Here is a 25,619-nt window from a genome sequence, read left to right as displayed (position 1 = left end):
TTCAGCGTGGAAGCTGTCACCACCAGTAGTGATTAGGTTTAGCTTGTCTACGCCTAGTGCTTTCTCGATAGCGTTTACGAAGTAACCTTCTTCTTTCACGTTTACTGCACCAGACTCATCGCCAGTTAGGCTCCAGCATTTCACGTCTTTGCGGACCACTTCTGGGTAGACAGAGAAAGTGTCTTCACGCATGTGAGTCATTACGGTATCCAAGTGCATGCAAGAGCGGTGTTTAGGTAGCTCCATTGCGATAACTTGTTTCGCTTGACCGTGTTTGAATAGGTTAGACGCTAGGTGTTCAACACCTTGAGCTGTTGTACGCTCAGACATACCGATAAGAACTGCGCCTTTACCGATAACCAGTACGTCGCCGCCTTCGATAGTTGAGTTGTCGTAGTTAATGCTTTCTTCGTCGCCGAAGTACTTGATGAAGTCTTGGCCTGCGAAGGTTGGGTGCCAACGGTAGATAGCACGAACATGGTTAGTTTCACGTTGACGAGCTGGTTTAGCCATTGGGTTGATAGAAACACCGCCGTAAACCCAGCAAGATGTATCACGAGTAAATAGATGGTTTGGTAGTGGCTCGATGATGAAGTCAGCAGGAGAGTGCATGCCTTGCATCATAGAAGACGATTTCATTGGCATTTCGCCGTAAGCCAAACCACCAGTTAGGATCTTCGCTAACTCTAGGTTAGGTAGGTCACCTAGGTAGCAGCGAACGTCATTCGCGAAAGTTTTGCCTAGACGGTAATCAGAAACCTGACGGCTTAGTAGCCAATCTTTTGCTTCAGGAACCGCTAGTGTGTCAGCCAATAGGTCAGTCAGTAGCAACACTTCAACGCCTTGGTCACGTAGAGTTTGCGTGAACACGTCGTGTTCTTTACCCGCACGTTCAACAGCAAGTACATCATCAAATAGCAAGTCATGACAGTTAGATGGTGTTAAGTGAGTGAGAGCGCGTCTTGGACGATGAACTAGCACGCGACGTAATTGACCGATTTCAGAACCTACATATAACTTACTCATGATCGTATCTCTCTTATATTTTTATTTAGTCTTAATATAAAACTAATAATTAATTTCGTAAGGGAAGAGGTGTGAATTTAAATATTCACTTCTTTGCTCTGGAATTAAATATACGCCTCTCTGAATAGGAAACTTAGAGGTCAATCACAGTTCATTTTTTATGCCTCAGCCCAGTATTTTCAAGGGTTTTAACAATATCTATGCACTTGTTATTTGCTTGTGAATACCCTAATTAGGTACTTGTTTGGGAAGTTTATGCACAATTTATTCGTATGCATCAGATATCTGGATTTTTATGGAAAATGTATTCAATGAAAGAGAGGTGATAAAAAAGTGAATTAAATTAATTTATGCATTCAATCTTTCTAGATAATTGCTTTTTAGTGCTAATTTAATGCTCTGGTAACAAAACTTTTGATAATAAATTTAATCTTGCTCACATTTTTCAACTGGCACTTTTAATTTATTTAATCGAATCAAGGTCACTATTTCGTCCTTAATTGAAAATATCGACCATTTAAATCGCCTTGTGTAATAAACAAATAATTAAATGTCATGATTTGATGTGTATGCTGAACGCTATTTTCTATCAATACATGATTATTTTATCCGCCGCGATCCAGCTGCGTTTAAAGGATGAAGGGAGAAAAGGGAGGGGGATTGTTCGACAGGCAATAAAAAAGCCGCACAAGGCGGCTTTTGGAGAGTATGAGGGGCTAGGGTTAGATAAGCGCACCCACACTTAGAACAACAATGCAGAATAGGGTAAGGATCGCGAGCAGTGGAGCTACCCATTTCACGTAACGAACGTACGGTACGCGTGCGATTGCCAGACCACCCATCACCACTGCAGAGGTCGGTGTCACGAGGTTGACTAAGCCAGAAGCCGATTGGTACGCAGTTACTACTAGGTCACGACCTACGCCAGCAAAGTCAGCCAATGGCGCCATGATAGGCATAGTCAGTACCGCTAGGCCCGAGCTTGAAGGCACTAGGAATGACAGCAGCACTTCCAGGAAGAACATCACGTTGATGAACACCACTGACGATAGACCCGTGACCATTTGCTCTGCAGAGTACAAAATGGTGTCAGTGATCATACCGCGGTCCATGACCACAACGATACCACGGGCGATACCGATAATGAGCGCTACGCCAAGTAGATCGCGGGCACCGTCGATAAAGCTTGACGTGAACTCTTCTTCGCTCATACGAGCCACGATACCGATGATGATGGTTGACGCTAGGAACATTGCTGAGATCTCAGCCATCCACCAACCTGCAACCGATACACCGTAAATCATGACGGCGAAAGACGCGCCGAAGATAGAAAGAATCAACTTGCGAGTGCCGGTGAACTCTAGGCTTTCACCTGATTGGTTACCCAAGAAGTGCGCTTTGTTTTCTTCGTATTTATCGTAAACGATAGATTTAGTTTGGTCTTGGCGAACCATGCGCGCATAACGCATCACGTAAGCCACACAGATAACCCAACCGATAAGCAGCGCTACAACACGTAGGATGATGCCGTCTGTGAATGGGATGCCCGCTGCGTTTGCGGCGATTACAGTAGCAAATGGGTTGATGGTTGAACCTAGTGTACCGATGCCCGCGCCCAATAGTACGGTTGCTGCTGCAACGAGAGGGTCAAAGCGTGCTGCCATCATCACAGGCACGAGTAGGGTGTAGAACGGTAGCGATTCTTCCGCCATGCCATAAACCGTACCGCCTGCAGCAAATAGCGCCATCAGTATCGGTATCATCATTTCTTCACGGCCTTCCAAGCGATGAGTGACTCGCTCGATACCCGCGTCGATTGCGCCTGTTTTAGTCACTAGGCCAAGGAAACCACCGATAACAAGGATAAACAAAGAAACGTCGATAGCGGCTGCTTCGTAGCTGTTGTGGTCATAGAAACCGTCAATAGGCGCGAGCAGAACGTCAACCACGCCTTGTGGGTTGCCATCTACAGCTTTGTAGGTGCCAGTTACAGGAACTTCACGACCCAAATCTTCGTTCATCGCACGGTCGTATTGACCAGCTGGAACAATCCAAGTCAGTAGCGCAACCAGCGCAATAAGAATAAACAAAATGGTGTAGGCAGAAGGGAACTTAAAGTTGGCAAGGAAGCCGCCTTTTTTCTCTTCGGTAGGTACAGTTTGCGTTGTCATGGTGATCTCCTTACTTTTATTTATTCACCAATAAATAAAAGTGAATCAGCGACTAATAGTTATGAAATAAAAAACTTGTATGGATTAAAGTTCTAGGAAAAATTTATTTTTGGGCGTTATTCTTTATCGCCCTTTGCGCCTATTCTAAAAGCAGATAAATCAACGGACTTTGGTGATCTTCACAAATTTAAATGCCCTTTATATTCACCATTTGGTCAGGATTTTTTTCTAAGGGTAATTGGTTGATAAAATCGGATTTCTATTCCCTTGTTATTGGATAAGTTTAATAAAGTAAGGTTTTGTAATACAGGGTTGGCAAAAAATGGGAATTTTATGCATTAAGCTAGATTTTAATTCATAGACAACTTTTCGAACTTATTTTGATTTAAGTCAAAATCGTATTTTGTACCGGTTATTTGTTCTGAAACAATAAAAAAGAGAGCCGGAGCTCTCTCTTAATTTAAGTTGATGATCTTTTATTCTACTTGATCAATAAACCACCGAAAGTAAACCCTAACGCGACCGCTGAAGCGATGGTTACCACACCTGGAATAAAGAATGGGTGGTTAAACACATACTTACCAATACGCGTTGAGCCTGTATCGTCCATTTCAACTGCTGCAAGCAGGGTTGGGTAGGTTGGTAGTACAAACAGTGCACTAACCGCCGCAAAAGACGCAACCGCTGTTAGTGGTGCCACGCCAATGGCCAATGCTGCTGGCATTAGCGCTACTGTGGTCGCACCTTGTGAGTAAAGTAGCATCGAAGCGAAGAACAATACCATGGCTAGCATCCATGGGTAGTCAGACAGTAGTGCGCCCGCCACTTCTTTGATGCCGTCAACGTGCGCGTTAACGAAGGTTGAACCCAACCAAGCCACACCCAAAACGCAGACACACGCCGTCATACCAGAGCGGAATGTTGATGCTGATGGGATTTTCGCCGCATCGATCTTAGTGATTAAGACAATAACCGCCGCCGCAGCTAGCATTACTGTCATGATCGCTTCGTTACGACCGAGTGCAGGGTCAACGATAAGACCGACAGATTTAGAAATCGCCGCTGCGTAACAAACAACAAAACCAATCGCTGCTAGGAAGATGTAGGTAGCGGTTTTTGCGGTTGGCAGGATTTCACGTTGCGTTGTGCTCGACAGTTTCACCAAGCCTTTTTCTAGACGCTCTTGGTAAATAGGATCATCTTTAAGTTCACCGCCCATAAAGTTCGCAACAAACGCGCCAATCATACAAGCAAGGAAAGTGGTTGGAATACACACCGCAAGTAGCGTTAGGTAGTCTACGCCTTTCGGTGCCAGCATCGCTGCGAATGCAACAACTGCCGCTGAGATTGGTGAAGCCGTAATCGCGATTTGTGAGGCGACAACCGCAATCGACAGTGGACGAGATGGGCGAACGCCTTGGCCTTTTGCTACTTCTGCGATAACCGGCAGTGTCGAGAACGCTGTGTGACCAGTACCCGCCATCAATGTCATTAAGAATGTTACGATTGGCGCGTAAAAGGTGATGCGTTCAGGGTGTTTGCGCAAAAAGTTCTCTGCGACTTGTACCAACCAGTCCATACCACCGGCGACTTGCATCGCTGCAATCGCGGTAATGACCGACATGATGATCAAGATAACGTCAACAGGGATAAAGGCTTGGCTCGTTGGAACACCTAAGATCAACGAAAGGGCGATAACACCAGCACCACCCGCTAAACCAATCCCAATGCCGCCAATTCGTGCTCCCAAGAAAATAAAGAGCAGAACGGTAAAGAGTTCGACCGCTACCATAAGAATACCTCGTAAAGTGAATTATTAATTTTTGATTATCTAAAAACTCTGATGCGGAATGCTTAGATAAGCAGACTTAAGGGATGCTGCTACGTAAAGCGCAAAAACGAGCAAAAAGGGTCCCGTGAGGGACCCTTTAAATCAGCGTTTATTCGTAGCGTTTCGCTTTATACTTAGGATGCATAAAGTTATCAACTGAAAGAATGTCGTCTAACTCTTCTGAAGTTAGTAGGCCACGCTCTAGTACGACTTCGCGCACGCTCTTACCAGTTTCCGCACAAATCTTACCAACGATGTCGCCTTCGTGGTGGCCGATGTATGGGTTGAGGTAAGTCACGATACCGATAGAGTTGTATACGTAGTTCTCACAGATTTCTTTGTTTACTGTGATGCCGTCGATACACTTGTCGCGTAGGTTTACACAAGCATTTGAAAGCAGTGAGATAGACTCAAACATGCTTTGTGCAATAACCGGTTCCATAACGTTCAACTGTAGCTGACCGCCTTCTGCTGCGAATGAAACCGTGTTGTCGTTACCAAGCACTTTAAAGCAAACTTGGTTAACCACTTCTGGCACGACTGGGTTTACTTTCGCTGGCATGATTGAAGAACCCGCTTGAAGCTCAGGTAGGTTCAATTCGTTCAGACCTGCACGTGGACCAGAAGATAGCAGACGTAGGTCGTTACAAATCTTAGACAGTTTAACGGCAAGGCGTTTTAGCGCGCCGTGAGTCATTACGTAAGCACCACAGTCTGAGGTTGCTTCGATAAGGTCTTCTGCAGCCACGACTTCTATGCCAGTGACTTCTGCAAGGTGTTTCACCGCTAGCGCTTGGTAACCTTGAGGTGTGTTAAGGCCAGTGCCGATCGCTGTTGCACCCAAGTTGATTTCAAGCAGTAGCTTAGACGTGTACTCAAGTGCACGGATTTCTTCGTTTAGCGTTACCGCCCAAGCGTGGAACTCTTGGCCAACCGTCATTGGCACTGCATCTTGTAGCTGAGTACGACCCATCTTCAAGATATCTTTGAATTCTTGGCTCTTCAGCTCGAATGCACCTTTTAGGTATTCAATCGCTTCAATCAGTTTTTGCACGCTGTTGTATACCGCGATACGGAAACCCGTTGGGTAAGCACAGTTGGTTGATTGGCTCTTGTTTACGTGGTCGTTCGGGTTGATGAACTCGTATTGGCCTTTTTCCTTGCCCATCAGTTCAAGTGCAACGTTCGCGATCACTTCGTTGGTGTTCATGTTGACAGAAGTGCCCGCACCACCTTGGAATACGTCTGACGGGAATTGATCCATGCACTTACCTGTTTCAAGAATCAAATCACACGCTTCGATGATGTAGTTAGCAACGTCTTTTGGAATCGCGCCCAACTCTTTGTTCGCAAGAGCGGCTGCTTTCTTAGTCATGATCATACCGCGAACGAATTCAGGCACGTCAGAGATAGTTACGTTGGAGATATTGAAGTTTTCAATCGCACGTAGAGTGTGGATACCGTAGTAAGCGTCAGCAGGAACGTGACGTTCACCTAGTAAGTCTTCTTCGATACGTGTAGCTGGGGCTGCTGTTTTTGGAGCATCAGTAAGAGTAGCCATCACAGGATCCTTAGATAATTATTCTGATAATAAAGTAATTTACTAGCCAATCTGCAATTTAAGAATCCATTCGTCAGAGTTTTAGGCTGTCAAATCTGTCCTGACTTATGGCGCTCATCATACTGTACTTGCCGCATAAAAATAGTAACTGGATCACCTTTTTCGCTTTTGATCACTCAAAGTTTTGCAAGATATGAACAGGGTATAAATAGACTGCTATTTCTTCGCCAACATCGGGCGTACTAACTGCGCTGACACGATTTTTTACCGCTTAGATTTGAGCTAAACCAGCGGAGCACGTACACTGAATTCAACAAAGGAGGGCGTGTGTTTCCTATCTTATTATTACTGTTTATTTTTGTTCCTATTATCGAAATAGGCCTGTTTATTTCGGTGGGCGGTTACTTAGGTTTGTGGCCGACTATCGCTTTGGTGTTGATCACCGCGTTTGTCGGTGCCTCTTTAGTACGTAGCCAAGGGCTACAGACGTTAATGTCGGTACAAAACAAACTTCAGCAAGGTGAGTTGCCAGCGCAGCAGATTTTTGAAGGCGTGATGCTAGCGGTCGCCGGCGTATTGTTGTTAACCCCGGGCTTTATGACCGATGCGCTCGGTATGTTAGTTCTGTTGCCAGCCCCTCGTGCGGCCATCGCCAAATATCTGATGAGTAAAATGGTGGTTAAGTCGGTTGGTGGCGGTTTCCATGGTGGCTTTCAGCAAGGTCCGTTTAACCAAGGACCATTTGATAACGACCCATTCCATCGTGACCCATTCGATTCTCAACGCGGCGATACGTTTGAAGGGGAATACGAACGCAAAGATGACGGCGATCGTAACAAGTTGAATTAAGCCGCTCGTTAGTTCAAATACTCAGTTCAATGGAGACGCTCTTCGGAGCGTCTTTTTTTGTTTTTGTAATCGAGTTATTGTTCTATTTATTAGTTATTTCTTAATTAACTCAATAGATTAATCTCAGTTTTGAAACAGACATTTTCTAGTGGTGTGTAAAATTTGATAGGGGTTCAAATATTCACTAAATCTATGAGATCTACATCTCGATGTAATGGAACTTTGTTTTTTGTTTCATAAAAAAGGTCAACACTGGTCGAGATTTATCAGTCAAATTTCGTACTTGTAGTGACATGGAACGCACTTTCTTTCTCGGTGGTGGAAGGGAGTGATTTTAAGGTGGACATAATGAAACAAAAACTTACCCCAACCCTGATCGCAGCGGTGGTCGCAAGCACGCTTTCGGTTCAAGCACAGGCCGATATTATTATTTCTCAATACGTTGAGGGGAGTAGCTTCAACAAAGCGATCGAAATCGCCAACACTGGCGATAGCGCGGTGACGTTGGACGGATATCAACTGAGTAAAATGGCCAATGGTAAAGGGGAGTGGAGCGCCCCTATACCTTTAGACGGTATTACCTTAGAAGCCCAAAGTGTGTGGGTGGTGGCGCATGAAAGTGCTAATGCTGACATCCTAGCTCAGGCTGATTTAGATACTAGTTCTCAAGTCGTTAACTTTAATGGTAATGACCCGATAGCGTTACTTAAAGATGGCGCAGTCCATGATCTGTTGGGCGAGATGGGCGGAGGTTATTTCGCTAAAGACGTAACTTTAGTGCGCAATACCGATGCGATGCAGCCATCTGCAACTTACCTTGCTTCTCAGTGGACAACGCTAGAACAAAACGATATCACGGGTTTGGGTGAACTGGATGGCGGCACGGCGCCGCAACCATTTGCCTGTACACAAGATGGCCTAGAGCCTGAGTTTACTGCGATTCAAGCCATTCAAGGTTCAGGCAAAACCTCACCATTTATTGACGGTTACCCATACATTACTGACGAAGAATTTTTCGTCAAAGGCGTCGTCAGTGCAGTCACCACTGGATTGACCAAAGGTTTCTATCTACAAGCGCTAGACAATGACTACGATCCACAGACCTCAGAAGGTTTGTTCGTCTACACCAACCAATCCAGCTCTGAACTTCAACCTGGCGACGTTGTGTGCGTGAAAGGCAAAGTGCAGGAATACTACAATCTGACTCAGCTTAAAGCAGAAAACAATAACTGGGTGAAGCAAGGTGAAACCAGCGCACCAGACGCTACGGAAGTGGTGATTCTGCCTGAGGACGAAACGTTTGAAGACACGCTAGAGCGTTACGAAGGCATGCTGGTGAAAACCGCTGAAGCGTTAGATATGCGTGTGACGCGTACTTTTGGTTACGATTACGCGGCGCGCCGCAATAATATGGTACTGGCACAAGGACGGATTAACATGCATCCAAACCAAGTGCATCCAGCCGCGTCTGAGGAAGCCAAACAGCAAAGCGCGGAAAACGCTGAGCGCCGTCTGTTTGTTGAGTCGGATGCCAAAGCCGCTGACGGCCAAATCCCGTATTACCCAGAATTCGGTCGTACCGACGCTGACCAAAATGGTTCGACTGAAGACTACATTCGTATCGACGATAGTGTTGTTGGCTTAGAGGGTGTACTGAGCTACAGCTACAACGACTACCGTCTGATTGTCACCAATCAATTGACGGCAGAGAATTTCGTCCACAACGATCCGCGTACCGATTCGGTCAATATGAAAGAAGGTGACCTACGCATCGCGACGTTCAACGTACTTAACTACTTTAACTCCCCATTTGGTGGTGACAGCAACCCACATGGCGATAACCGTGGCGCGGACAACTACGAAGAGTTCGAAGTCCAACAAGAGAAAATCGTTAACGCCATTCTTCGCTTAGACGCTGATATTGTTGGCTTGATGGAAATCGAGAACAACGGGTTTGGCGACGCGGGCGCGGTGCGTCAACTTGTAGAACAGCTCAACCTGCGTATCAATGACAAAAAACTGCGTTACGATTTTGTCGCGATGGACAGCAATGGCGATAAGCGAATCGACGAGAACGACTATATCGGTAGCGATGCGATCACCACTGGCGTGATTTACCGTCCTAAAGTTGTGAAACTGAAAACGCCACGCGTGATCCCAATGCCAAGTCAACAAGCCCCTGAGGTGTTGGATGACAACGGCAAAGTGATTGAAGACGGCAAAAACTACCAGCGCGATACGTTAGCGCCGACGTTTAAAGTTAAAGGCTCAAAAGAGAGTTTAACCGTCGCGGTTAACCACTTTAAATCGAAAGGCTCGAAATGTTGGGAAGATGCCGCGCCAGTTGAGCAAGGCGGTCAGGGTGGAAAAGACTTAGACCAACAAGGTTCTTGTGAGAACTTCCGTGTTGCAGCAGCGGTTGCCTTGGGTGAAGCGCTAAAAGAGATCAAAGGACACAAAGTTATCTTGGGTGATATGAACTCTTACGGCATGGAAGACCCAATGTTAGTGCTGACTGACTACAGTGCAGAGAAGTACGGCAAAGAGATCAAAGCCGCGCGTAACACTTACATTGCCGATGAACCTCAATTTGGTGATGCGGGCGCAGTAATCGAGCAAAACTACGGTTACATTAACGCAGTTGCGATGAAACACCCTGATAGCTGGAGCTACTCATACAACGACGAAGTGGGCGCGCTTGACCATCTATTGATCAGCCCAAGTCTGAAAGCGCATTTTGTCGACGCGACCGACTGGCATATCAATGGCGGTGAGTCGACGCTGTTTGACTACAACGATGAGTACAAAGGCGACATGCCGAAGTATAACGACCACTTCCGTTCTTCAGACCACGACCCAGCGGTTTTGGAGCTGAAAATGGCCGGTTCGTTCGGTATCGGTGGACTGATGGCGATGCTAGGTTTGGTCGCGTGGCGACGCCGAGGCTAACTCGCTTGTAGTTTCACGGTAATCAACGCCAGCCGAATTCGGCTGGCGTTTTTATCAATGTGAGGAAAAACACACCCCGTTATTGTTGCAGGCGCTTAGTGATAGTTGAATAGGTATACTGTGTTGGTAATTATTACAGCAACGGATAACGCCGGATATGGACATCAGCTATCGTCAGCTCAAAGCTTTTATCGCTTTGGCTGAGGAACAAAATTTTACTTACGCTGCTGAAAAGGTGCACATCACCCAGTCTGCGTTGAGCCAGATGATGAAAAAGCTAACCCAGCAACTGGCCAGCGAACTCTATCAGCGCCAAGGCAGAAAAATCATCCTCACTGAAGCGGGCGAGCAGTTGTATCAGGAAGCGCGATTTATCGTCAATCGCTTGGATAAACTGGTGCAGCAGAACAAAGACCGCCAGCACGGCTACAACAAATCGCTGGTGGTCTCATCGCTCTACACGCTGTGTGCATCCTTAGCGCCGAAAACCCTCAATGACCTGAAAAGGCGCTATCCAGATTTTACTTTTCGCTTAATTGAAGAGCGGGTCGATGACATTACCCACTCAGTACTGCAAGGGCAGGCGGACATCGGCATCAACACCAATCCGAATCACCCAGAATTGAACTTTGATTTGCTGTTTCGCGATTATTTGTGTTTTGTTTGCCGACAAGACCACCCGCTCGCCGAGCATAAGCAAGTCAGTTGGGAACAAGCGCATCAATACGCGTCGATCGGTGTTAGCCCAGGGAACAGTTTACGCACCCTTGCCGACGAAGCGTTTCAACGCATTGGTTTAACCTATTATCCGGAGTTGAGTGCCTCGCATACCTCAACATTATTAGGGATGATTTCCAGCGGGCTAGGCTCGACGATTCTGTCTTCTACCATCGGCGAATTGAACAACAATACGGAAACCCGCTTTATTCCGATTGTTCAGCCAGTTCAGTACCGCTCGGTAGGGCTCATTACACGTAAAGAAACTCATCGAGAGTTAGTCGATGAGTTCAGTTTGATTTTGAAAAAGCATGTCAGCGACTGGGGATATGCTGAGTTCATCCCCAGTCGTTAAGCGGGTTATATTGGCCCGACGGGTAAACCCGTCAGCATGCAAATCAGGAACAGCCCACCCCAAACACTAAATAGCACCATCATCGACGCGCCTGAGATCGATTTTTGCGTAATTGCAGTCGACATTGTTAGAACACTCCTTTGTGTAAAGAGGGGAGTCACTTCCCCCCATTTGTTGTTATTGCTGTTCAATCAAATTGATAAAGTAAGCGGCGCCAATCGGCAGCAGCCGGTCGTTAAAGTCGTAGGCTTTGTTGTGCAGGCCAACGCTGCATCCTTGCTCCTCAGTGCCGTTGCCGATAAAGCCGTAGCAACCTGGTACTTTGTTGAGGAAAAAGGCGAAGTCTTCACTGGTCAGCATCGCTTCGCAGCTTGGGTTAACGTGCTCAGCACCAACGGTTTGAGCCGCTGCGGTGATCGCCCGTTGAGTTTCGTTTTCGGTGTTGACCGTCGGTGGATGAGAGATTGGTCCGAGTTTAAATTCCGCTTGCATCCCGTGCGCTTTGGCGCTGTGAACCACCAGTTGCTCGAGTCGTTCAACCAAGCTGTCTCGTGTTTGTTGCGACAAAGTACGGAACGTACCGCTCATATGAGCTTGGTCGGCGATGGCGTTGGTGGTTTCTCCACAATGCAGTTGTGTGACCGAAACCACCAATGGGTCAAACGGGTCGTAGCTGCGGCTGACCATGCCTTGAATACCTTGGTAAATATGGGTCGCGACCAGTAATGGGTCTTGGGTTGTGTGTGGTAAGCCAGCATGACCGCTTTTACCGTCGACAGTGATAAACAGACGGTCAGAGCTCGCCATAATTGGGCCCGTCTTAAACGCAAAATGTCCTTCAGGAATCCCCGGCATATTGTGCAGTGCGTAGCATTCGTCGATCGGGAAGCGCTCTAACACGCCGTCGGCGATCATGGTCTCGGCGCCACCGCGACCTTCTTCTGCTGGTTGGAATATCAGCACCGCTTTGCCAGCAAAGTTACGCGACTGGGCCAAGTAACGCGCCGCGAGTAGTAACATAGTGGTGTGACCGTCGTGGCCACAAGCGTGCATTTTACCCTCGTGGCACGAGCGGTGGGGAAATGTGTTGGCTTCATGGATGGGTAGCGCGTCCATGTCGGCGCGCAGACCGATGCTTTTCCCGTCCCCGAGCGAGCCGTGAATCACACCCACCACGCCCGTTTTGGCGAAATCAGTACAGATTTCATCGACGCCGTACTTTTCGAGCTCGGCAACCACTAACGCTTGGGTGTTATTTTCTTCAAAACCTAATTCTGGTTGCTTATGAATGGCATGACGGATACTAATCGCGTCGGCTAACCAAGGTTCTAAGAATTCAATAATGTTCATACATCTCCCCTTTAATTGAGAGTGATTTAACACTATTGAAACAATTCAAACAAACGGGATTACTACTGAAACTATTAGCGTTGCTAATAGTTGCTTGGAGAGAGGTTAAACTAAAAGCCGCCCAATACTGAGCAGCTTAAATGACGATTACATCCCATAAGTGAATGGTTTACCGAGCGGCAGCATGTCCTGATGTACTGGTGCTAGTGCGCTCGCGTAGCAGCTGAGCAGTTTCAAAGTGTATTGGCTGCGAGCCACAAAGTCACTGTCATTGCTGTGCGCATCTTGATCGATGAGTTTATCGCTGTTGCGTACAATAAGGTGGTCAGGCAAAAAGCACACGTGGTTATTTTTGCTGCCGGTCATGCGTAATTCGCTGATCGGATAAACACCGTTGATACTCACGCTGACACTCACCAATAGTGCTGGTTTATGTGCCAGCTCGTTTGCTGTTGTCAGCAATAGGAAGTTTTTCAGCGCTGGGGTCGCCATCCCGTGCCATTCCGGTGTGATAAAGACAAACGCGTCAGACTCTTTCAGTTTTTGCGCGATTGGTGTCCAGACATCCCACTCTTGGCTACCTTGCCAGACGCCTTCGTTCCAAAATGGCAGGTTCAGCTCATACAGGTCGAGGATCTCCACTTGGTCGAACTCATGCAAACCGTGCTGCTTGAGAAAACGAGCCACGTTGAGACTTTGTGAATTTGCCCTTTGGCTGCCAGAGACAATCGTTAATTTCATAATCATTTCCTTTTGAATTTAATATCTTGTTTATTGGTGTTATGCATTTGCAGCTTTAGGACTATGGGAGGCCAAAAAGATTGAGAGCAGTATTGCTCCAGCACCTAACAATTGCAGTGGTGTGAGTAATTCATCTAAAAATACGTAGCCCAATACGCTCGCCGAGACGCTACTCAGAAATCCCAGAAACGCAACGTTGGTTGCAGGGAGGCGCTCGATTCCTTTAAACCACAGTGCGTAAGCGAGTACGGCACCCACTATGGTTAGGTAGCTGTATCCGGCCAAGTTTTTCAGCGAAATGGTGTCCGGTAGACCTTCAAACCATAGCGCGGCAGGTAATAAAAGGATGCCTCCGACGAGGAGTTGCCAACCAGTGAACGCTAATGTCGACATATTCTTCGGACGTCCCCAGTATTTGGTGAGCACCACGCCACTTGCCATGCTTAATGTGCCTAGTACCGCCAAAACAATTCCTTGCGCGCTGATCTGCACCGTTTCGTTGATGACGATAAGCGCTACACCGAGAACACCGAAAATTGCTGCGATGCAGTGGCTCAAGGCGATCTTACTTTTTAATACGAGCCCACTGAGCAGCATCACAATGATCGGTTGGCTCGACATGACCAGTGCCGCGGTTCCTCCGGGTAGGTAGCTCGCCGCAAAAAACAGGCAGTAAAAGAACAGTCCGATGTTGAGCACTCCAAGGCAAGCGAGTTTCCCCCACCATTGTTGACTCGGAAAGCAACGCGTATAAGCGATGAGCAACAATCCAGCGGGCAGTGCGCGTATTGCAGACGCGAGTAGGGGACTGTCTGCGGGTAGCAACTCAGTAGTGACGATGTAGGTGCTTCCCCAAACGATGGGAGCAATCGCGGTGAGCAGTATTGCTTTAATCCTTTCTGCTCTGGTCATAATGACTCCTGTAAAAGTATCTTTTGTGAAAGATTGTTTTTTAAAAGTAATGGTGTTTTTTCTTTTGGTCAAGTATCTTTTTGAAAAGATTTTTTGGTTAGCAATGACCATGAGGGTGAAGTAATGGACGGTGTAGATAAGATTCTTCAGCAATGGCAGCAAGCACGACCGGACTTAGATTGTTCTTCGATGGGTGTGGTTGGACGGATTCGTCGCGCGGCAAACTTCTGGGAACAGGTTCATGGACAAGTGTGCGGCGATGCTGGTATCAGCGCGATTGAGTTCGATATTATGGCGACACTAAGACGCAGTATCGACCCCGTTACTCCAACAACGCTGTACAAAACACTGATGCTTTCATCCGGTGCGGTGAGTACCCGTTTAGAAGGGTTGGTACAAAAAGGTTGGGTGCACCGTGTAGCGAGCGAAAGCGACCGCAGAAGTAATCGAGTGACATTGACGGAAGACGGTGTTGCCTTTTTAGATCAAGTGCTTGAAGCGCATGTCGCGAGCATGGAACAACACCTGACGTGCCTCGAGCCAGCAGAGAGAAGCGCGCTGGAAAGCCTGCTGAGTAAGTTCCTGCAAGCCGAGGTGGAATAACTGATCGTACTTGCGTTTAGATAAAAAGGCGGCACAATACTCGCTTTCAGGTTTCCACGATGTATTCCAATGCTGTTAATTATCGATAATTACGATTCGTTCACTTACAACCTCTACCAATACTTTTGTGAGCTAGGGGCAGAGGTGAAGGTCGTACGTAATGACGAAATTGATATCGCGGGTATTGAAGCGCTCAAGCCAAGCCATTTGGTGATTTCTCCTGGACCGTGTACGCCAAATGAGGCTGGAATTTCACTTCAAGCGATCGAATACTTCGCGGGTAAACTGCCGATTCTTGGTGTGTGTCTAGGTCATCAGGCGATTGCGCAGGTCTTCGGTGGTGAAGTGGTGCGTGCACGACAAGTCATGCATGGAAAAACATCGCCGATTCGCCACACTAACCAGAGCGTGTTTTCTGGTTTAAATAACCCACTGACGGTGACGCGATATCACTCCTTGGTGGTTAAAAATGGTACCTTGCCAGAGTGCTTCGAGTTGACGGCTTGGACGGAACTCGAAGATGGCTCAATGGATGAAATCATGGGCTATCAACACAAGACACTGCCTATCGAGGCGGTACAATTTCACCCTGAATCGATCAAAACAGAGCAAGGCCACGAGCTTTTAGCGAACTTTCTGCGCCGCTAAATCCTGACAGGGATCACTTTTCTTAACATTTTCTTCATATTCTTCGTTGTGGATATTTCTTGAAATAATATTCGCAGTCGTTGTCGCGCCTACCGTTTAGCCCTTGTTATATCTATGCTTAACCAGAGCTTATCTTTGCTATAAGAATATATTGCTTCATAAAAGTAGTGGCTTGATGCATAAATACTCACAGCTTATGAAGGTTGGTCTGATTTGACGCCTTCAAAAAGAACAAATCACTATTGAAATGGTTAATTAATTGTAAATGCAATGCCGTAATTGCTTAAATGCAAAACAATGTGTGCTTTCATATTTTTGAAAGCAAGGATGCAAGAATTACCTGGCATGCGGTATCGAGAGGGAATGTGCAATGACAATTGAAAATAAAGTAGAACGCGGTCTGTTTGATGAGGTAATGGTACCTTGTTACAACCCAATGGAAATGATTCCAGTAAAAGGCGAAGGCGCGCGTGTATGGGATCAGGAAGGCAAAGAGTATATCGACTTTGCTGGTGGTATTGCCGTGAGCTGCTTGGGTCATTGTCATCCTGCAATGGTTAACGCATTGACGGAGCAAGGCAACAAGCTTTGGCATCTTAGTAACGTAATGACTAACGAGCCTGCACTACGTCTAGCGAAAAAGCTGACGGAAGTGAGCTTTGCAGAAAAAGTTTTCTTCGCTAACTCGGGTGCAGAAGCAAACGAAGCGGCGCTTAAACTTGCGCGTCGTTATGCAGCAGACCAATTCGGTCCAGAAAAATCAGAAATCATCGCATTTAAACAAGGCTTCCACGGCCGTACTTTCTTTACGGTAACCGTGGGTGGCCAAGCGGCTTACTCTGACGGTTTTGGTCCTAAGCCGGGTGACGTGACTCACCTGCCGTACAACGATGTCGACGCACTTCGCGAGCACATCTCGGATCGTACCTGTGCGATCATGATGGAGCCGCTACAAGGCGAAGGTGGCATCATCGCACCAACAGATGAATTCATTCAGACCGTACGTGAACTGTGTGACAAGCACAATGCACTGCTTATCTTTGACGAAGTGCAAACGGGTAACGGTCGTACTGGTCACTTCTACGCGTACCAAGGCCTAGGTGTGACACCTGATATTCTAAGTACCGCTAAATCACTGGGTGGTGGCTTCCCGATCGGTGCAATGCTGACAACAACTGAACTTGCCCAGCACCTGAAAGTGGGTACACATGGTTCAACTTACGGCGGTAACCCACTGGCGTGTGCGGTTGCAGAAGCGGTGGTTGATGTAGTTAGCCAACCTGAAACACTGGCAGGCGTCGCGGAGCGTGAAGCACTGTTCCGTGAAGGTTTAGCTAAACTCAATGATAAATACCAAATCTTTGCAGAAGTACGCGGTAAAGGCTTACTTCTGGGCGCTGCTCTGAATGATGAGTGGCAAGGGCGCGCTCGCGACGTACTGGTTGCAGCGGGTAAAGAAGGTTTGATGGTGTTGGTTGCTGGCGCGAACGTGGTTCGTTTCACTCCATCACTAGTCATCACTAAAGAAGAAATCCAAGAAGGATTATCTCGACTAGATAAAGCTCTAGCGACACTAACAAAATAACTATAACACCTAGGAAGATCGCTTATTCAAGTGATCTTCCATACCATTGCCACTGGTCATGTGTTCAAAATATTGCTTAGGGAAAATCACTTAGAACAAGGCGTAGATTGCAGCGAGCTAGCGGGTCTAACTTCAAAATCTACAACGCAGTTATTAGTGATTTTAGCAAGCAAGGATGAATAGATGACCGGTGGCAGTGGTATCAAGCATCTGGAGGGAGTATCGATGCTGGTTGTCCGCCCTATCGCAATGTCGGATTACGATGCACTGCACACGTGCGCAGTGGAATCGGGTCACGGATTTACATCATTACCGGTTAACGAAGAACTGTTAACTAACCGCATTACACACTCAGAATACAGCTTCTCAAAACCTGAGGTTACAGAACCGGGTGATGAGGGTTACCTAATGGTTGGCTTTGACAGTGATACTGGCGAAGTGGCTGGCTGTACGGGCATCGAAGCTTCGATTGGCTGGGATGTACCGTTTTACTCATACCACATCAGTACCGTTGTGCATTCATCAAGAAAGCTTGGCGTGAACAACACGGTTAAGCTGCTGACATTCGGTAACAACTACACAGGTTGTAGTGAAATTTGTACGCTGTTTTTGCGTCCGACCTTCCGCCAAGGACTGAATGGCCGTTTGATGTCAAAATGTCGTTTCTTGATGATGGCTGAACACCCGCACCGTTTTTCTAAAACCATCTTTGCTGAAATGCGTGGTGTGTCTGATGACGACGGTAACTCGCCATTCTGGCAATGGCTGCAAGAGCACTTCTTCTCGATTGATTTCACTATGGCAGATTACCTAACAGGTATCGGTGCGAAAGGTTTCATCGCAGACCTGATGCCAAAACTGCCTATCTACATCAACTTATTGAGCAAAGAAGCACAAGAAGTGATCGGTAAAGTGCATGAAAACACCAAACCAGCACTACGCCTGTTAGAGAAAGAAGGTTTTACCTGCCGTAACTACGTCGATATTTTCGATGGTGGCCCGACCGTAGAATGTGACCTGCGCAATATCGAATCAGTGCGTCATTCATTCCGTGCGAAAGTGACGATTGCTGAGCATTCAAGCTCGCAGGATTACTTAATCTCGAACACTTCATTTGAAAACTTCCGTGCAACCGCAGCGAAAGCGGCGTACGACAAAGAATCTGATGCAGTGATTCTTTCACCAGCGGTAGCAGAAGCGCTACAGGTTAACGATGGTGAATACGTTCGTATGTTGCCTCAGTAAATTAAGGAAAGAGTAATGACACATTGGATTGCAGGAGAATGGGTCGCTGGACAAGGCGAGCCAATGAATTCACTAAGCCCATACAACAATGAAGTGATATGGGAAGGCGACAGTGCGACTCCGGCTCAAGTAGATGCGGCGGTGAGCGCTGCGCGTGAAGCGTTTCAGAGCTGGAAAAAACTCAGCTTTGCAGAGCGTGAAGCGATTGTGCTGGCGTTTGCCGAGCAAGTAAAAGAACACAGCGAGCAAATCGCAGAAGTGATCGCCAAAGAAACCGGTAAGCCGATTTGGGAAACGCGTACCGAAGCGGGCGCAATGGCGGGTAAGATTGCGATTTCTATTCGCGCGTACCACGACCGTACTGGTGAGTCGACACGCGAAGCGGCGGGTAACCAAATTGTTTTACGTCACCGTCCACTGGGCGTGATGGCCGTATTTGGCCCGTACAACTTCCCAGGTCACTTGCCTAACGGTCACATTGTTCCTGCGCTTTTAGCGGGTAACACCGTGGTATTCAAACCGTCTGAGCAAACTCCAATGACGGGTGAGCTTGCGATGAAACTTTGGGAAAAAGCAGGTCTGCCAAAAGGCGTGATCAACTTAGTCCAAGGTGCGAAAGAGACAGGTATCGCTCTGGCTGACTCAAAAGGTATCGATGGACTGCTGTTCACCGGTAGCGCGAACACGGGTCATATCCTACACCGCCAGTTTGCAGGTCAACCGGATAAGATGCTGGCGCTAGAAATGGGTGGTAATAACCCAATGGTGATCACTGATAACTACGGTGATCTAGACGCAACGGTTTACACCATCATTCAATCTGCCTTTATCAGTGCGGGTCAACGTTGTACGTGTGCGCGTCGCCTGTATGTACCTGTGGGTGAAAAGGGCGATGTGTTGGTTGAGAAACTCGTTGCGGCAACTAAGAAGATCCGTGTCGACCAACCATTTGCTGAGCCTGCACCGTTTATGGGGCCACAAATCTCAGAAGCGGCAGCGAAGTTCATCCTTGATGCGCAAGCGAACCTACAAAACTTAGGCGGCGTGAGCTTACTTGAAGCGAAAGGCGGCCAAGCGGCGTTTGTCACCCCGGGTATCATCGACGTGACACCGATTGCCGAGCTTCCAGATGAAGAATACTTTGGTCCATTGCTGCAAGTGGTGCGTTACCAAGGTCTAGAGAAAGCGGTTGAGCTGGCGAACGATACTCGCTTTGGTCTGTCTGCGGGCTTGGTTTCAACCGACGACAGCGAGTGGGACTACTTTGTTGACCATATCCGTGCGGGTATCGTCAACCGTAACCGTCAGCTGACGGGTGCGAGTGGTGATGCCCCGTTTGGTGGTCCAGGCGCTTCAGGTAACCTACGCCCAAGTGCTTATTACGCAGCAGACTACTGCGCTTACCCAATGGCTTCAATGGAAGGTGGTGAAACCTTGCTACCTGCTACGCTAAGCCCGGGTGTAGAGCTATAAGAATTTAATAATAGAACGTCACAGGTTGAAGGCTATCTGATTGATTCTCTGGACAAGTCGATTAGATGGCCTTTTTTACAATCCAATAACCGTAAACAACCCTTAAACAAGGAGGCGTTATGACGCCAGATGTTTTATTCCAGTCGTTATGGAATGACTATATTCAACGCTTATGTCCCTCTGCAGAAAAAGTTCATCAACTGCTTCAGGAAGATGAGCCACTGATCAACGACCATATTGCGCTGCGCACGTTTAACGTCGCTCCTTTGGGGATTGCAACGCTTGCTCAACCTTTCCTCGATGCGGGCTACAAGCCTTGCGGCGACTACGAGTTTGAGAGCAAGAAGCTGGTGGCAAAGCACTTTGAACACCCAGACCCAAAACAGCCGAAAGTGTTCATCAGTGAGTTGAAAGTCAACGAATGTTCTGATGAGCTGCAAGCGATCGTCGCGAAGCTCGTAGAGCAATTGGACACCGATAAGCTAAAAGGTCATGAGTTCCTATACGGCGGACGTTTGTGGGATCTGAGCTTTGCTGACTACCAAGTGCTGGCGAAAGAAAGCGAGTATGCGTCATGGCTAGCGGCGCACGGTTACGGTGCGAACCACTTTACCGTGAGCGTTAACCAACTCAGTGCTTTTACAGAGGTGAAAGGTGTGAATGACCACTTACGCCAAGCCGGTTTTGCAATCAACGAGTTTGGTGGTGAAGTGAAAGGCTCACCTGAGGTTCTATTAGAGCAGTCTTCAACCATGGCGGATAAAGTGCCAGTGCAGTTTAGCGAAGGCTCAGAAATCGTGCCGGGTGGCTTCTATGAGTTTGCTAAGCGTTACCCAATGAGTAACGGTGAGCTTTATCCTGGATTTGTCGCAGCATCAGCGGACAAGATCTTCGAAAGCACCAACGGATAACATCGAGTTCTTAGACGCCATAGCTATTATCGAGCCTTAGCTATGGCGTCGCCTTCTCGATAAAAGGCCAATAAAGAAAAAGCCACCAAACTTGCGTTTGGTGGCTTTTGTATTCTTGCTCGGTTAATCAGAGATTAACGAGTACCGTAGACAACGATTGTCTTACCGTGTGCAGAAATTAGGTTCTGCTCTTCAAGCATCTTAAGGATACGGCCTACTGTCTCACGAGAACAGCCAACGATTTGACCGATTTCCTGACGAGTGATCTTGATTTGCATACCGTCTGGGTGAGTCATTGCGTCAGGTTGTTTCGCTAGGTTTAGTAGCGTTTGCGCGATACGACCCGTTACGTCTAGGAACGCTAGGTCACCAACTTTTTGGCTAGTTACCTGAAGACGACTTGCCATTTGCGCAGAAAGACGCATTAGGATGTCTGGGTTTACTTGGATTAGCTGACGGAATTTCTTGAAAGAAATCTCAGCAACTTCACAAGGAGATTTAGCACGAACCCAAGCTGTGCGCTCTTGATCTTCTTCGAACAGACCAAGTTCACCGATAAAGTCACCTTGGTTTAGGTAAGAAAGGATCATTTCCTTACCTTCTTCGTCTTTAATAAGTACTGCCACAGAACCTTTAACGATGTAGTACAACGTCTCTGCTTTCTCGCCCGCGTGGATCAGCGTGCTTTTTGATGGGTACTTATGAATATGACAGTGTGAAAGGAACCACTCTAATGTTGGGTCGGTTTGAGGTTTACCTAGAACCATAATATCTCACTTCCTCTGCAGGGTACGCTTGCCGCTTTCCATATTTTAGCTAAGCCTTAAGTTTGGCTTACTAGGATAGGAGCACTTTATAAATGCTGCAAGCTATCTTGTGTTTCGGTTACAAATAGTATCCTTTTTCGAAACCGATTTCTTGATTTTAATCGGGTCCGCATGCTAAATATCTACGCAAAAATGTGCACATGATCACGGTATGAAAAGTAATCGCACATTGGACACTAGCTCTAGCCAATTTTTCCCGTTTCGATGAGTTGCTGGAGAATCGGTCTTACGATCAGCTCCATGGCGAAACTCATTTTTCCGCCCGGTACAACTAATGTGTTATGGCGAGACATGAATGAGCCATCGATCATTGCAAGCAGGTACGGGAAATCGACATTCTTTATCCCACGCAGGCGAATGACAACAAAACTTTCGTCTAAGCTCGGGATACCTTTCGCGTTTAACGGGTTTGACGTATCCACGGTCGGAACACGCTGAAAGTTGATATGGGTACGCGAAAATTGTGGGGTGATGTAGTTGAGATAATCGTCCATTGAACGCACGATCGAGTCCATCACGGCTTCACGTGAGTGACCACGGTCTCGGGTATCACGGACGAATTTTTGGATCCACTCCAAGTTGACAATCGGCACCATGCCAATCAAGAAATCAACGTGCTGCGCAACATTGACCTCACCATCAACCACGCCACCGTGCAGCCCTTCATAAAAGAGTACGTCGGTGTTTTCTGGCAGATCTTGCCACGGGGTAAAAGTACCCGGCATTTGGTTGTACGGCACTGCTTCGTCAAACGTATGTAGGTAGCGGCGCACTTGACCGGTGCCGTCGAAACCGAATTGACGGAAAAATTCTGCAAGTCCGGCAAAATCATTCGCTTGCGGGCCGAAGTAGCTGATGTGACGACCTTGGTCGCGTGCTTTACGGATTTCCACGTCCATTTCTGGGCGCGTGAATCGGTGAAAGCTATCGCCTTCTACCCACGCAGGCTTAATGTCCATCATATTGAACATCTTGCGGAAGGCTTCAGACGTCGTTGTTGTTCCCGCACCGGACGAACCGGTGACGGCGATAATCGGGTGTTTTGCTGACATGACAAACCTTGTCTGTTAGTTACTTACCTTGTATTTCAGCCACACTATAACATGCTTTTACGACAGTTTATGGATGTGCTCGCTGAGCATTGAATCTTAACGATTAAACTGTCTTCTTAGCTGAATATCAACGGTTTCATGCAGTTCTGAGAACACAACCACGGCTTCACCCGTTTCGAGCTGCGCTTTAATTTGTGCGACTTTGTCGTCGAGCGATATCTCGTTTTCGCCGTAGTCTGTCCCTTCGCGTAAGACAAACTCTTTGATTAAGTTATCCAGTGTGTCGGGGGCGATTTGTTGCCATGGGATGATCATAAATACCTCAAAACTTTATGCAGCAATTCAATTGGAGCGTGGTTTAGATACACATTTACTGGCGTCCAGCATTCAAGCTTTCGTAGTACGCCGGAAGGGCTTCTTCAAGCCAGAACTTTGGTTTTAGTGCGCTACCAGCGACAAACCCCACATGACCACCTTGGTCAAACAAACGGTAGTCAATGTTGTCCGGAAGCACGTATTTTGGGATGACGTCTTCGGTCATAAACGGGTCGTCTTTGGCGTGGATGATTTGCGTCGGCAGTTTGATGTCTTTTAAGCGATGGATACCGGAGCAGCGCTGGTAATAATCTTGGGCGTCTTTAAATCCGTGTAACGGCGCGGTGATCAAATCGTCGAACTCGTAAAGCTTCGTTACGCGCTTGATGCTTTGATAAGACAGGTCGAGTTCGCCTTTTAATAAATGGTGTTTGCGTAGAGCGTTTCGTTTCAGCGAAGAGAGCAGATAGGTTTTATACAGCTTGGAGAAGCCTTGCTCAATACGCTGTGAACAGGCAGAAAGGTCAAGCGGCGCAGAAACAATGGTCGCTGCGTCTAATAGAGGCGCTTGATTGTATTGCGCAAGATAGTTGGCCAACATGTTCCCGCCGAGCGAAATACCTACCGCTACTTTGGTTTGATTTGGAAACAACGAATCGAGGTGCTGAAGAAACCGTCGCGCGTCTTCGACTTCGCCCGAATGATACGCTCTAGCAAGGTTGTTTGGTTTGCCGCTGCAACCGCGAAAATGCATCATCACCGACAGCCAACCGTTCTTGGCAAAAGCGTGCATTAAGCCGTTGGCGTAAGGGCTATAGAAGCAGCCTTCCAAACCGTGAAACAATACGAAAATAGGTTTGTTTTTCGCTTGTTCAGATTGCCAATCCTCACTCCAGGCGAGATCGAGAAAATCGCCGTCTTCGGTATCCAGCGTGTGCCATACAGGTTCAAACAACGCTTTCTTGCGGATAAAGCGTGGAGCCAGAGTTTGTAAGTGAGGATTGGTCAATCCTTTAGCAGCGACAAATTGAGTCATAGGCACGTCTACATGTTGGCGGTGTTATCAATCGGCTCGGCGAAAGCAGGGTAGAGGTGTTCTGCTCCTAGTTGGCGACAGTAACGCAAGGTTAACGGCGAACCTAAGTTTGTTTCGAGTTTTAAGCTATTGATGCAGTCGACCAGATCAGATTGCTGGCAGCGTTCTAACTGCAGTTCAAACTGCAACGATTCACGATACAGGGCATCTGGAACATGCGATTTGAGTCGACGGCGAATGTCTCGGTAGCTGTGCAGCAGAGATTCGGAATGACCAAGACACTCTTCCACTTTGAGCCAGTCTTGGTCTTTGAAGCATACCTGCTGATCGTCGAGCCATTTGAGCAACAACAGCAGATTAACGTTACCTTTGAAGTGGTTTTGCAAATTCAGGCACGCGTCTTTCACTCCTCGCATACTGTAGTACTGCAAGCTAAATTGCCACAGTCTTTCAACGGTAAGTGATATGTCAGCGTGCTTTGGACTCATTGGCTATTGAATTCCTGTTCCATTTGTTCAAGCTCTTCTTGTAGAGCCATCCATTCCATTTCTACGTCTTCGAGTTCGCTTTTGCTGTCCGCCTGAGTTGCTAATACTTGGTTAAGTTTAGCCTTATTTTCTGCGTCATACAGTGAGTTGTCTGACAATTGTGTCTCTGCTTCTGCAAGGGCTGCAGTTAACTTATCCATTTTCTCTTCAAGCTTTGTCAGCGTTTTGCGAATTGGCGCGGTCTGTTTACGGAAATCTGCATCACGGCGCTTTTGTTCTTTCTTTGCCGCCGCGCTGTTACTGGTGGTTTTTTCCGGTTGCGCTGACTGTGCTTCTTTACGCTGCACTTTTTGCTGCTCGGTCAACCATTTGTAGTAGTCATTCAAGTCACCGTCGAACGGTGCCACTTGACGGTCATGGACAAGGTATAAATCGTCCGTGGTCGCACGTAATAAGTAACGGTCGTGCGATACGATCACCATCGCGCCTTCAAAGGTTTGCAACGCTAAGGTCAGCGCTTGGCGCATATCGAGGTCAAGGTGGTTGGTCGGTTCATCGAGTAGTAGTAGATTTGGTTTTTGCCAGACGATCAACGCCAGTACTAGACGCGCTTTTTCACCGCCCGAGAATGGCGCCACTTTTTCTAGCGCTTTATCGCCTTGGAAACCAAAGCTACCTAAGTAGTCACGTAACTGCTGCTCGGTGTGTTTCGGCGCGATCTGCATCATGTGTTGCAGTGGTGTTTCTTCCGGGTGCAGGGTCTCCAACTGATGCTGCGCAAAGTAGCCAATTTTCACGCCTTGAGAATAGGTCAGGTCACCGCCTTGGCTGTTTAACTCGCCAGACAGCAGTTTAATCAGAGTCGATTTACCCGCACCGTTACGGCCAAGCAGACCAATGCGGCTGCCCGGGACTAGGTTCAAGCGGATCTTTTCTAGAATCAAGTTGTCGCCGTAACCGGCAGAAACATCATC

Annotated in this window: 22 protein-coding genes; 9 read left to right on the top strand and 13 right to left on the bottom strand. The window is 47.4% G+C overall.

Annotated elements, in window-relative coordinates:
* The 4 genes from HCZ42_RS20465 to aspA form a co-directional block, all read right to left on the bottom strand.
* Positions 1-1,026, bottom strand: a 1,026-nt coding sequence (locus HCZ42_RS20465; RefSeq protein WP_167422542.1) for an arginine deiminase, incomplete at its 3' end; no start/stop codon positions are given.
* Between the two features lie 722 nt (positions 1,027-1,748).
* Complete coding sequence (locus tag HCZ42_RS20460) at positions 1,749-3,197, bottom strand: YfcC family protein (protein ID WP_053410069.1); 1,449 nt, start codon at positions 3,195-3,197, stop codon at positions 1,749-1,751.
* Between the two features lie 481 nt (positions 3,198-3,678).
* Positions 3,679-4,989: an anaerobic C4-dicarboxylate transporter gene (locus HCZ42_RS20455; RefSeq protein WP_167422541.1), complete on the bottom strand. Its 1,311-nt coding sequence runs from the start codon at positions 4,987-4,989 to the stop codon at positions 3,679-3,681.
* 148 nt (positions 4,990-5,137) lie between these two features.
* Positions 5,138-6,589, bottom strand: a complete 1,452-nt coding sequence (gene aspA / locus HCZ42_RS20450; RefSeq protein WP_167422540.1) for an aspartate ammonia-lyase — start codon at positions 6,587-6,589, stop codon at positions 5,138-5,140.
* A gap of 327 nt (positions 6,590-6,916) precedes the next feature.
* On the opposite strand from aspA, the gene HCZ42_RS20445 reads away from it, so the two are divergent.
* The 3 genes from HCZ42_RS20445 (at position 6,917) to HCZ42_RS20435 (ending at position 11,459) form a co-directional block, all read left to right on the top strand.
* Positions 6,917-7,438 carry an FxsA family protein gene (locus HCZ42_RS20445; RefSeq protein ID WP_167422539.1) on the top strand — a complete coding sequence of 174 codons (522 nt, stop codon included), beginning with the start codon at positions 6,917-6,919 and terminating at the stop codon, positions 7,436-7,438.
* A gap of 348 nt (positions 7,439-7,786) precedes the next feature.
* A complete protein-coding gene (locus HCZ42_RS20440) occupies positions 7,787-10,387 on the top strand; it encodes an ExeM/NucH family extracellular endonuclease (RefSeq protein WP_167422538.1) in 2,601 nt (866 codons plus the stop codon).
* Between the two features lie 157 nt (positions 10,388-10,544).
* The gene (locus HCZ42_RS20435; protein ID WP_167422537.1) at positions 10,545-11,459 is read left to right on the top strand and encodes a LysR family transcriptional regulator; all 915 of its coding nucleotides are present in this window, start codon (positions 10,545-10,547) and stop codon (positions 11,457-11,459) included.
* A gap of 177 nt (positions 11,460-11,636) precedes the next feature.
* Here the strand turns inward: HCZ42_RS20435 and HCZ42_RS20430 are convergent, their stop codons facing one another.
* The 3 genes from HCZ42_RS20430 to HCZ42_RS20420 all read right to left on the bottom strand — a co-directional run bounded on the left by HCZ42_RS20430 (position 11,637) and on the right by HCZ42_RS20420 (position 14,462).
* On the bottom strand, positions 11,637-12,809 hold the full coding sequence (locus HCZ42_RS20430) for a M20 aminoacylase family protein (RefSeq protein WP_167422536.1): 1,173 nt from the start codon (positions 12,807-12,809) through the stop codon (positions 11,637-11,639).
* Between the two features lie 147 nt (positions 12,810-12,956).
* On the bottom strand, positions 12,957-13,550 hold the full coding sequence (locus HCZ42_RS20425; RefSeq protein WP_167422535.1) for an NAD(P)H-dependent oxidoreductase: 594 nt from the start codon (positions 13,548-13,550) through the stop codon (positions 12,957-12,959).
* A 39-nt stretch (positions 13,551-13,589) separates the two neighbouring features.
* Positions 13,590-14,462 (bottom strand): EamA family transporter, encoded by an 873-nt coding sequence (locus HCZ42_RS20420; RefSeq protein WP_167422534.1) that lies wholly within the window; start codon positions 14,460-14,462, stop codon positions 13,590-13,592.
* A 123-nt stretch (positions 14,463-14,585) separates the two neighbouring features.
* Here HCZ42_RS20420 and HCZ42_RS20415 point away from each other — a divergent pair, with 123 nt between their 5' ends.
* From HCZ42_RS20415 to HCZ42_RS20390, 6 genes are all read left to right on the top strand, one after another.
* A complete protein-coding gene (locus HCZ42_RS20415; RefSeq protein ID WP_167422533.1) occupies positions 14,586-15,065 on the top strand; it encodes a MarR family winged helix-turn-helix transcriptional regulator in 480 nt (159 codons plus the stop codon).
* A 69-nt stretch (positions 15,066-15,134) separates the two neighbouring features.
* A complete protein-coding gene (locus HCZ42_RS20410; protein ID WP_167422532.1) occupies positions 15,135-15,713 on the top strand; it encodes an aminodeoxychorismate/anthranilate synthase component II in 579 nt (192 codons plus the stop codon).
* 370 nt (positions 15,714-16,083) lie between these two features.
* Positions 16,084-17,298 (top strand): aspartate aminotransferase family protein, encoded by a 1,215-nt coding sequence (locus HCZ42_RS20405; protein ID WP_167422531.1) that lies wholly within the window; start codon positions 16,084-16,086, stop codon positions 17,296-17,298.
* 225 nt (positions 17,299-17,523) lie between these two features.
* Positions 17,524-18,543, top strand: a complete 1,020-nt coding sequence (astA, locus tag HCZ42_RS20400; protein ID WP_167422543.1) for an arginine N-succinyltransferase — start codon at positions 17,524-17,526, stop codon at positions 18,541-18,543.
* A 15-nt stretch (positions 18,544-18,558) separates the two neighbouring features.
* Positions 18,559-20,016 (top strand): succinylglutamate-semialdehyde dehydrogenase, encoded by a 1,458-nt coding sequence (gene astD / locus HCZ42_RS20395; protein WP_167422530.1) that lies wholly within the window; start codon positions 18,559-18,561, stop codon positions 20,014-20,016.
* A gap of 119 nt (positions 20,017-20,135) precedes the next feature.
* Positions 20,136-20,927, top strand: a complete 792-nt coding sequence (locus HCZ42_RS20390) for a DUF1338 domain-containing protein (RefSeq protein WP_167422529.1) — start codon at positions 20,136-20,138, stop codon at positions 20,925-20,927.
* Positions 20,928-21,061: 134 nt separating this feature from the next.
* On the opposite strand, the gene crp is transcribed toward HCZ42_RS20390, so the two are convergent.
* From crp to HCZ42_RS20360, 6 genes are all read right to left on the bottom strand, one after another.
* Complete coding sequence (crp, locus tag HCZ42_RS20385) at positions 21,062-21,694, bottom strand: cAMP-activated global transcriptional regulator CRP (RefSeq protein WP_004410522.1); 633 nt, start codon at positions 21,692-21,694, stop codon at positions 21,062-21,064.
* Between the two features lie 242 nt (positions 21,695-21,936).
* Positions 21,937-22,806, bottom strand: coding sequence for a phosphoribulokinase (locus HCZ42_RS20380; protein ID WP_053410084.1), 870 nt, complete (start codon positions 22,804-22,806; stop codon positions 21,937-21,939).
* A gap of 96 nt (positions 22,807-22,902) precedes the next feature.
* Complete coding sequence (locus HCZ42_RS20375; protein WP_053410085.1) at positions 22,903-23,121, bottom strand: YheU family protein; 219 nt, start codon at positions 23,119-23,121, stop codon at positions 22,903-22,905.
* Positions 23,122-23,176: 55 nt separating this feature from the next.
* Positions 23,177-24,157, bottom strand: a complete 981-nt coding sequence (locus tag HCZ42_RS20370; RefSeq protein ID WP_167422528.1) for a hydrolase — start codon at positions 24,155-24,157, stop codon at positions 23,177-23,179.
* Positions 24,158-24,165: 8 nt separating this feature from the next.
* Complete coding sequence (locus tag HCZ42_RS20365) at positions 24,166-24,645, bottom strand: TIGR02444 family protein (protein WP_167422527.1); 480 nt, start codon at positions 24,643-24,645, stop codon at positions 24,166-24,168.
* Positions 24,642-25,619, bottom strand: a 978-nt coding sequence (locus HCZ42_RS20360) for an ATP-binding cassette domain-containing protein (RefSeq protein WP_167422526.1), incomplete at its 5' end; no start/stop codon positions are given. The genes HCZ42_RS20365 and HCZ42_RS20360, both read right to left, overlap by 4 nt.

The sequence above is a fragment of the Vibrio hepatarius genome, from assembly GCF_011806575.1.
In the GTDB taxonomy this organism is placed as follows: Bacteria; Pseudomonadota; Gammaproteobacteria; order Enterobacterales; family Vibrionaceae; genus Vibrio; species Vibrio hepatarius_A.
The sequence above is the reverse complement of the archived record's forward strand: the minus strand, read 5'-3'. Positions and strand labels throughout refer to the sequence as shown.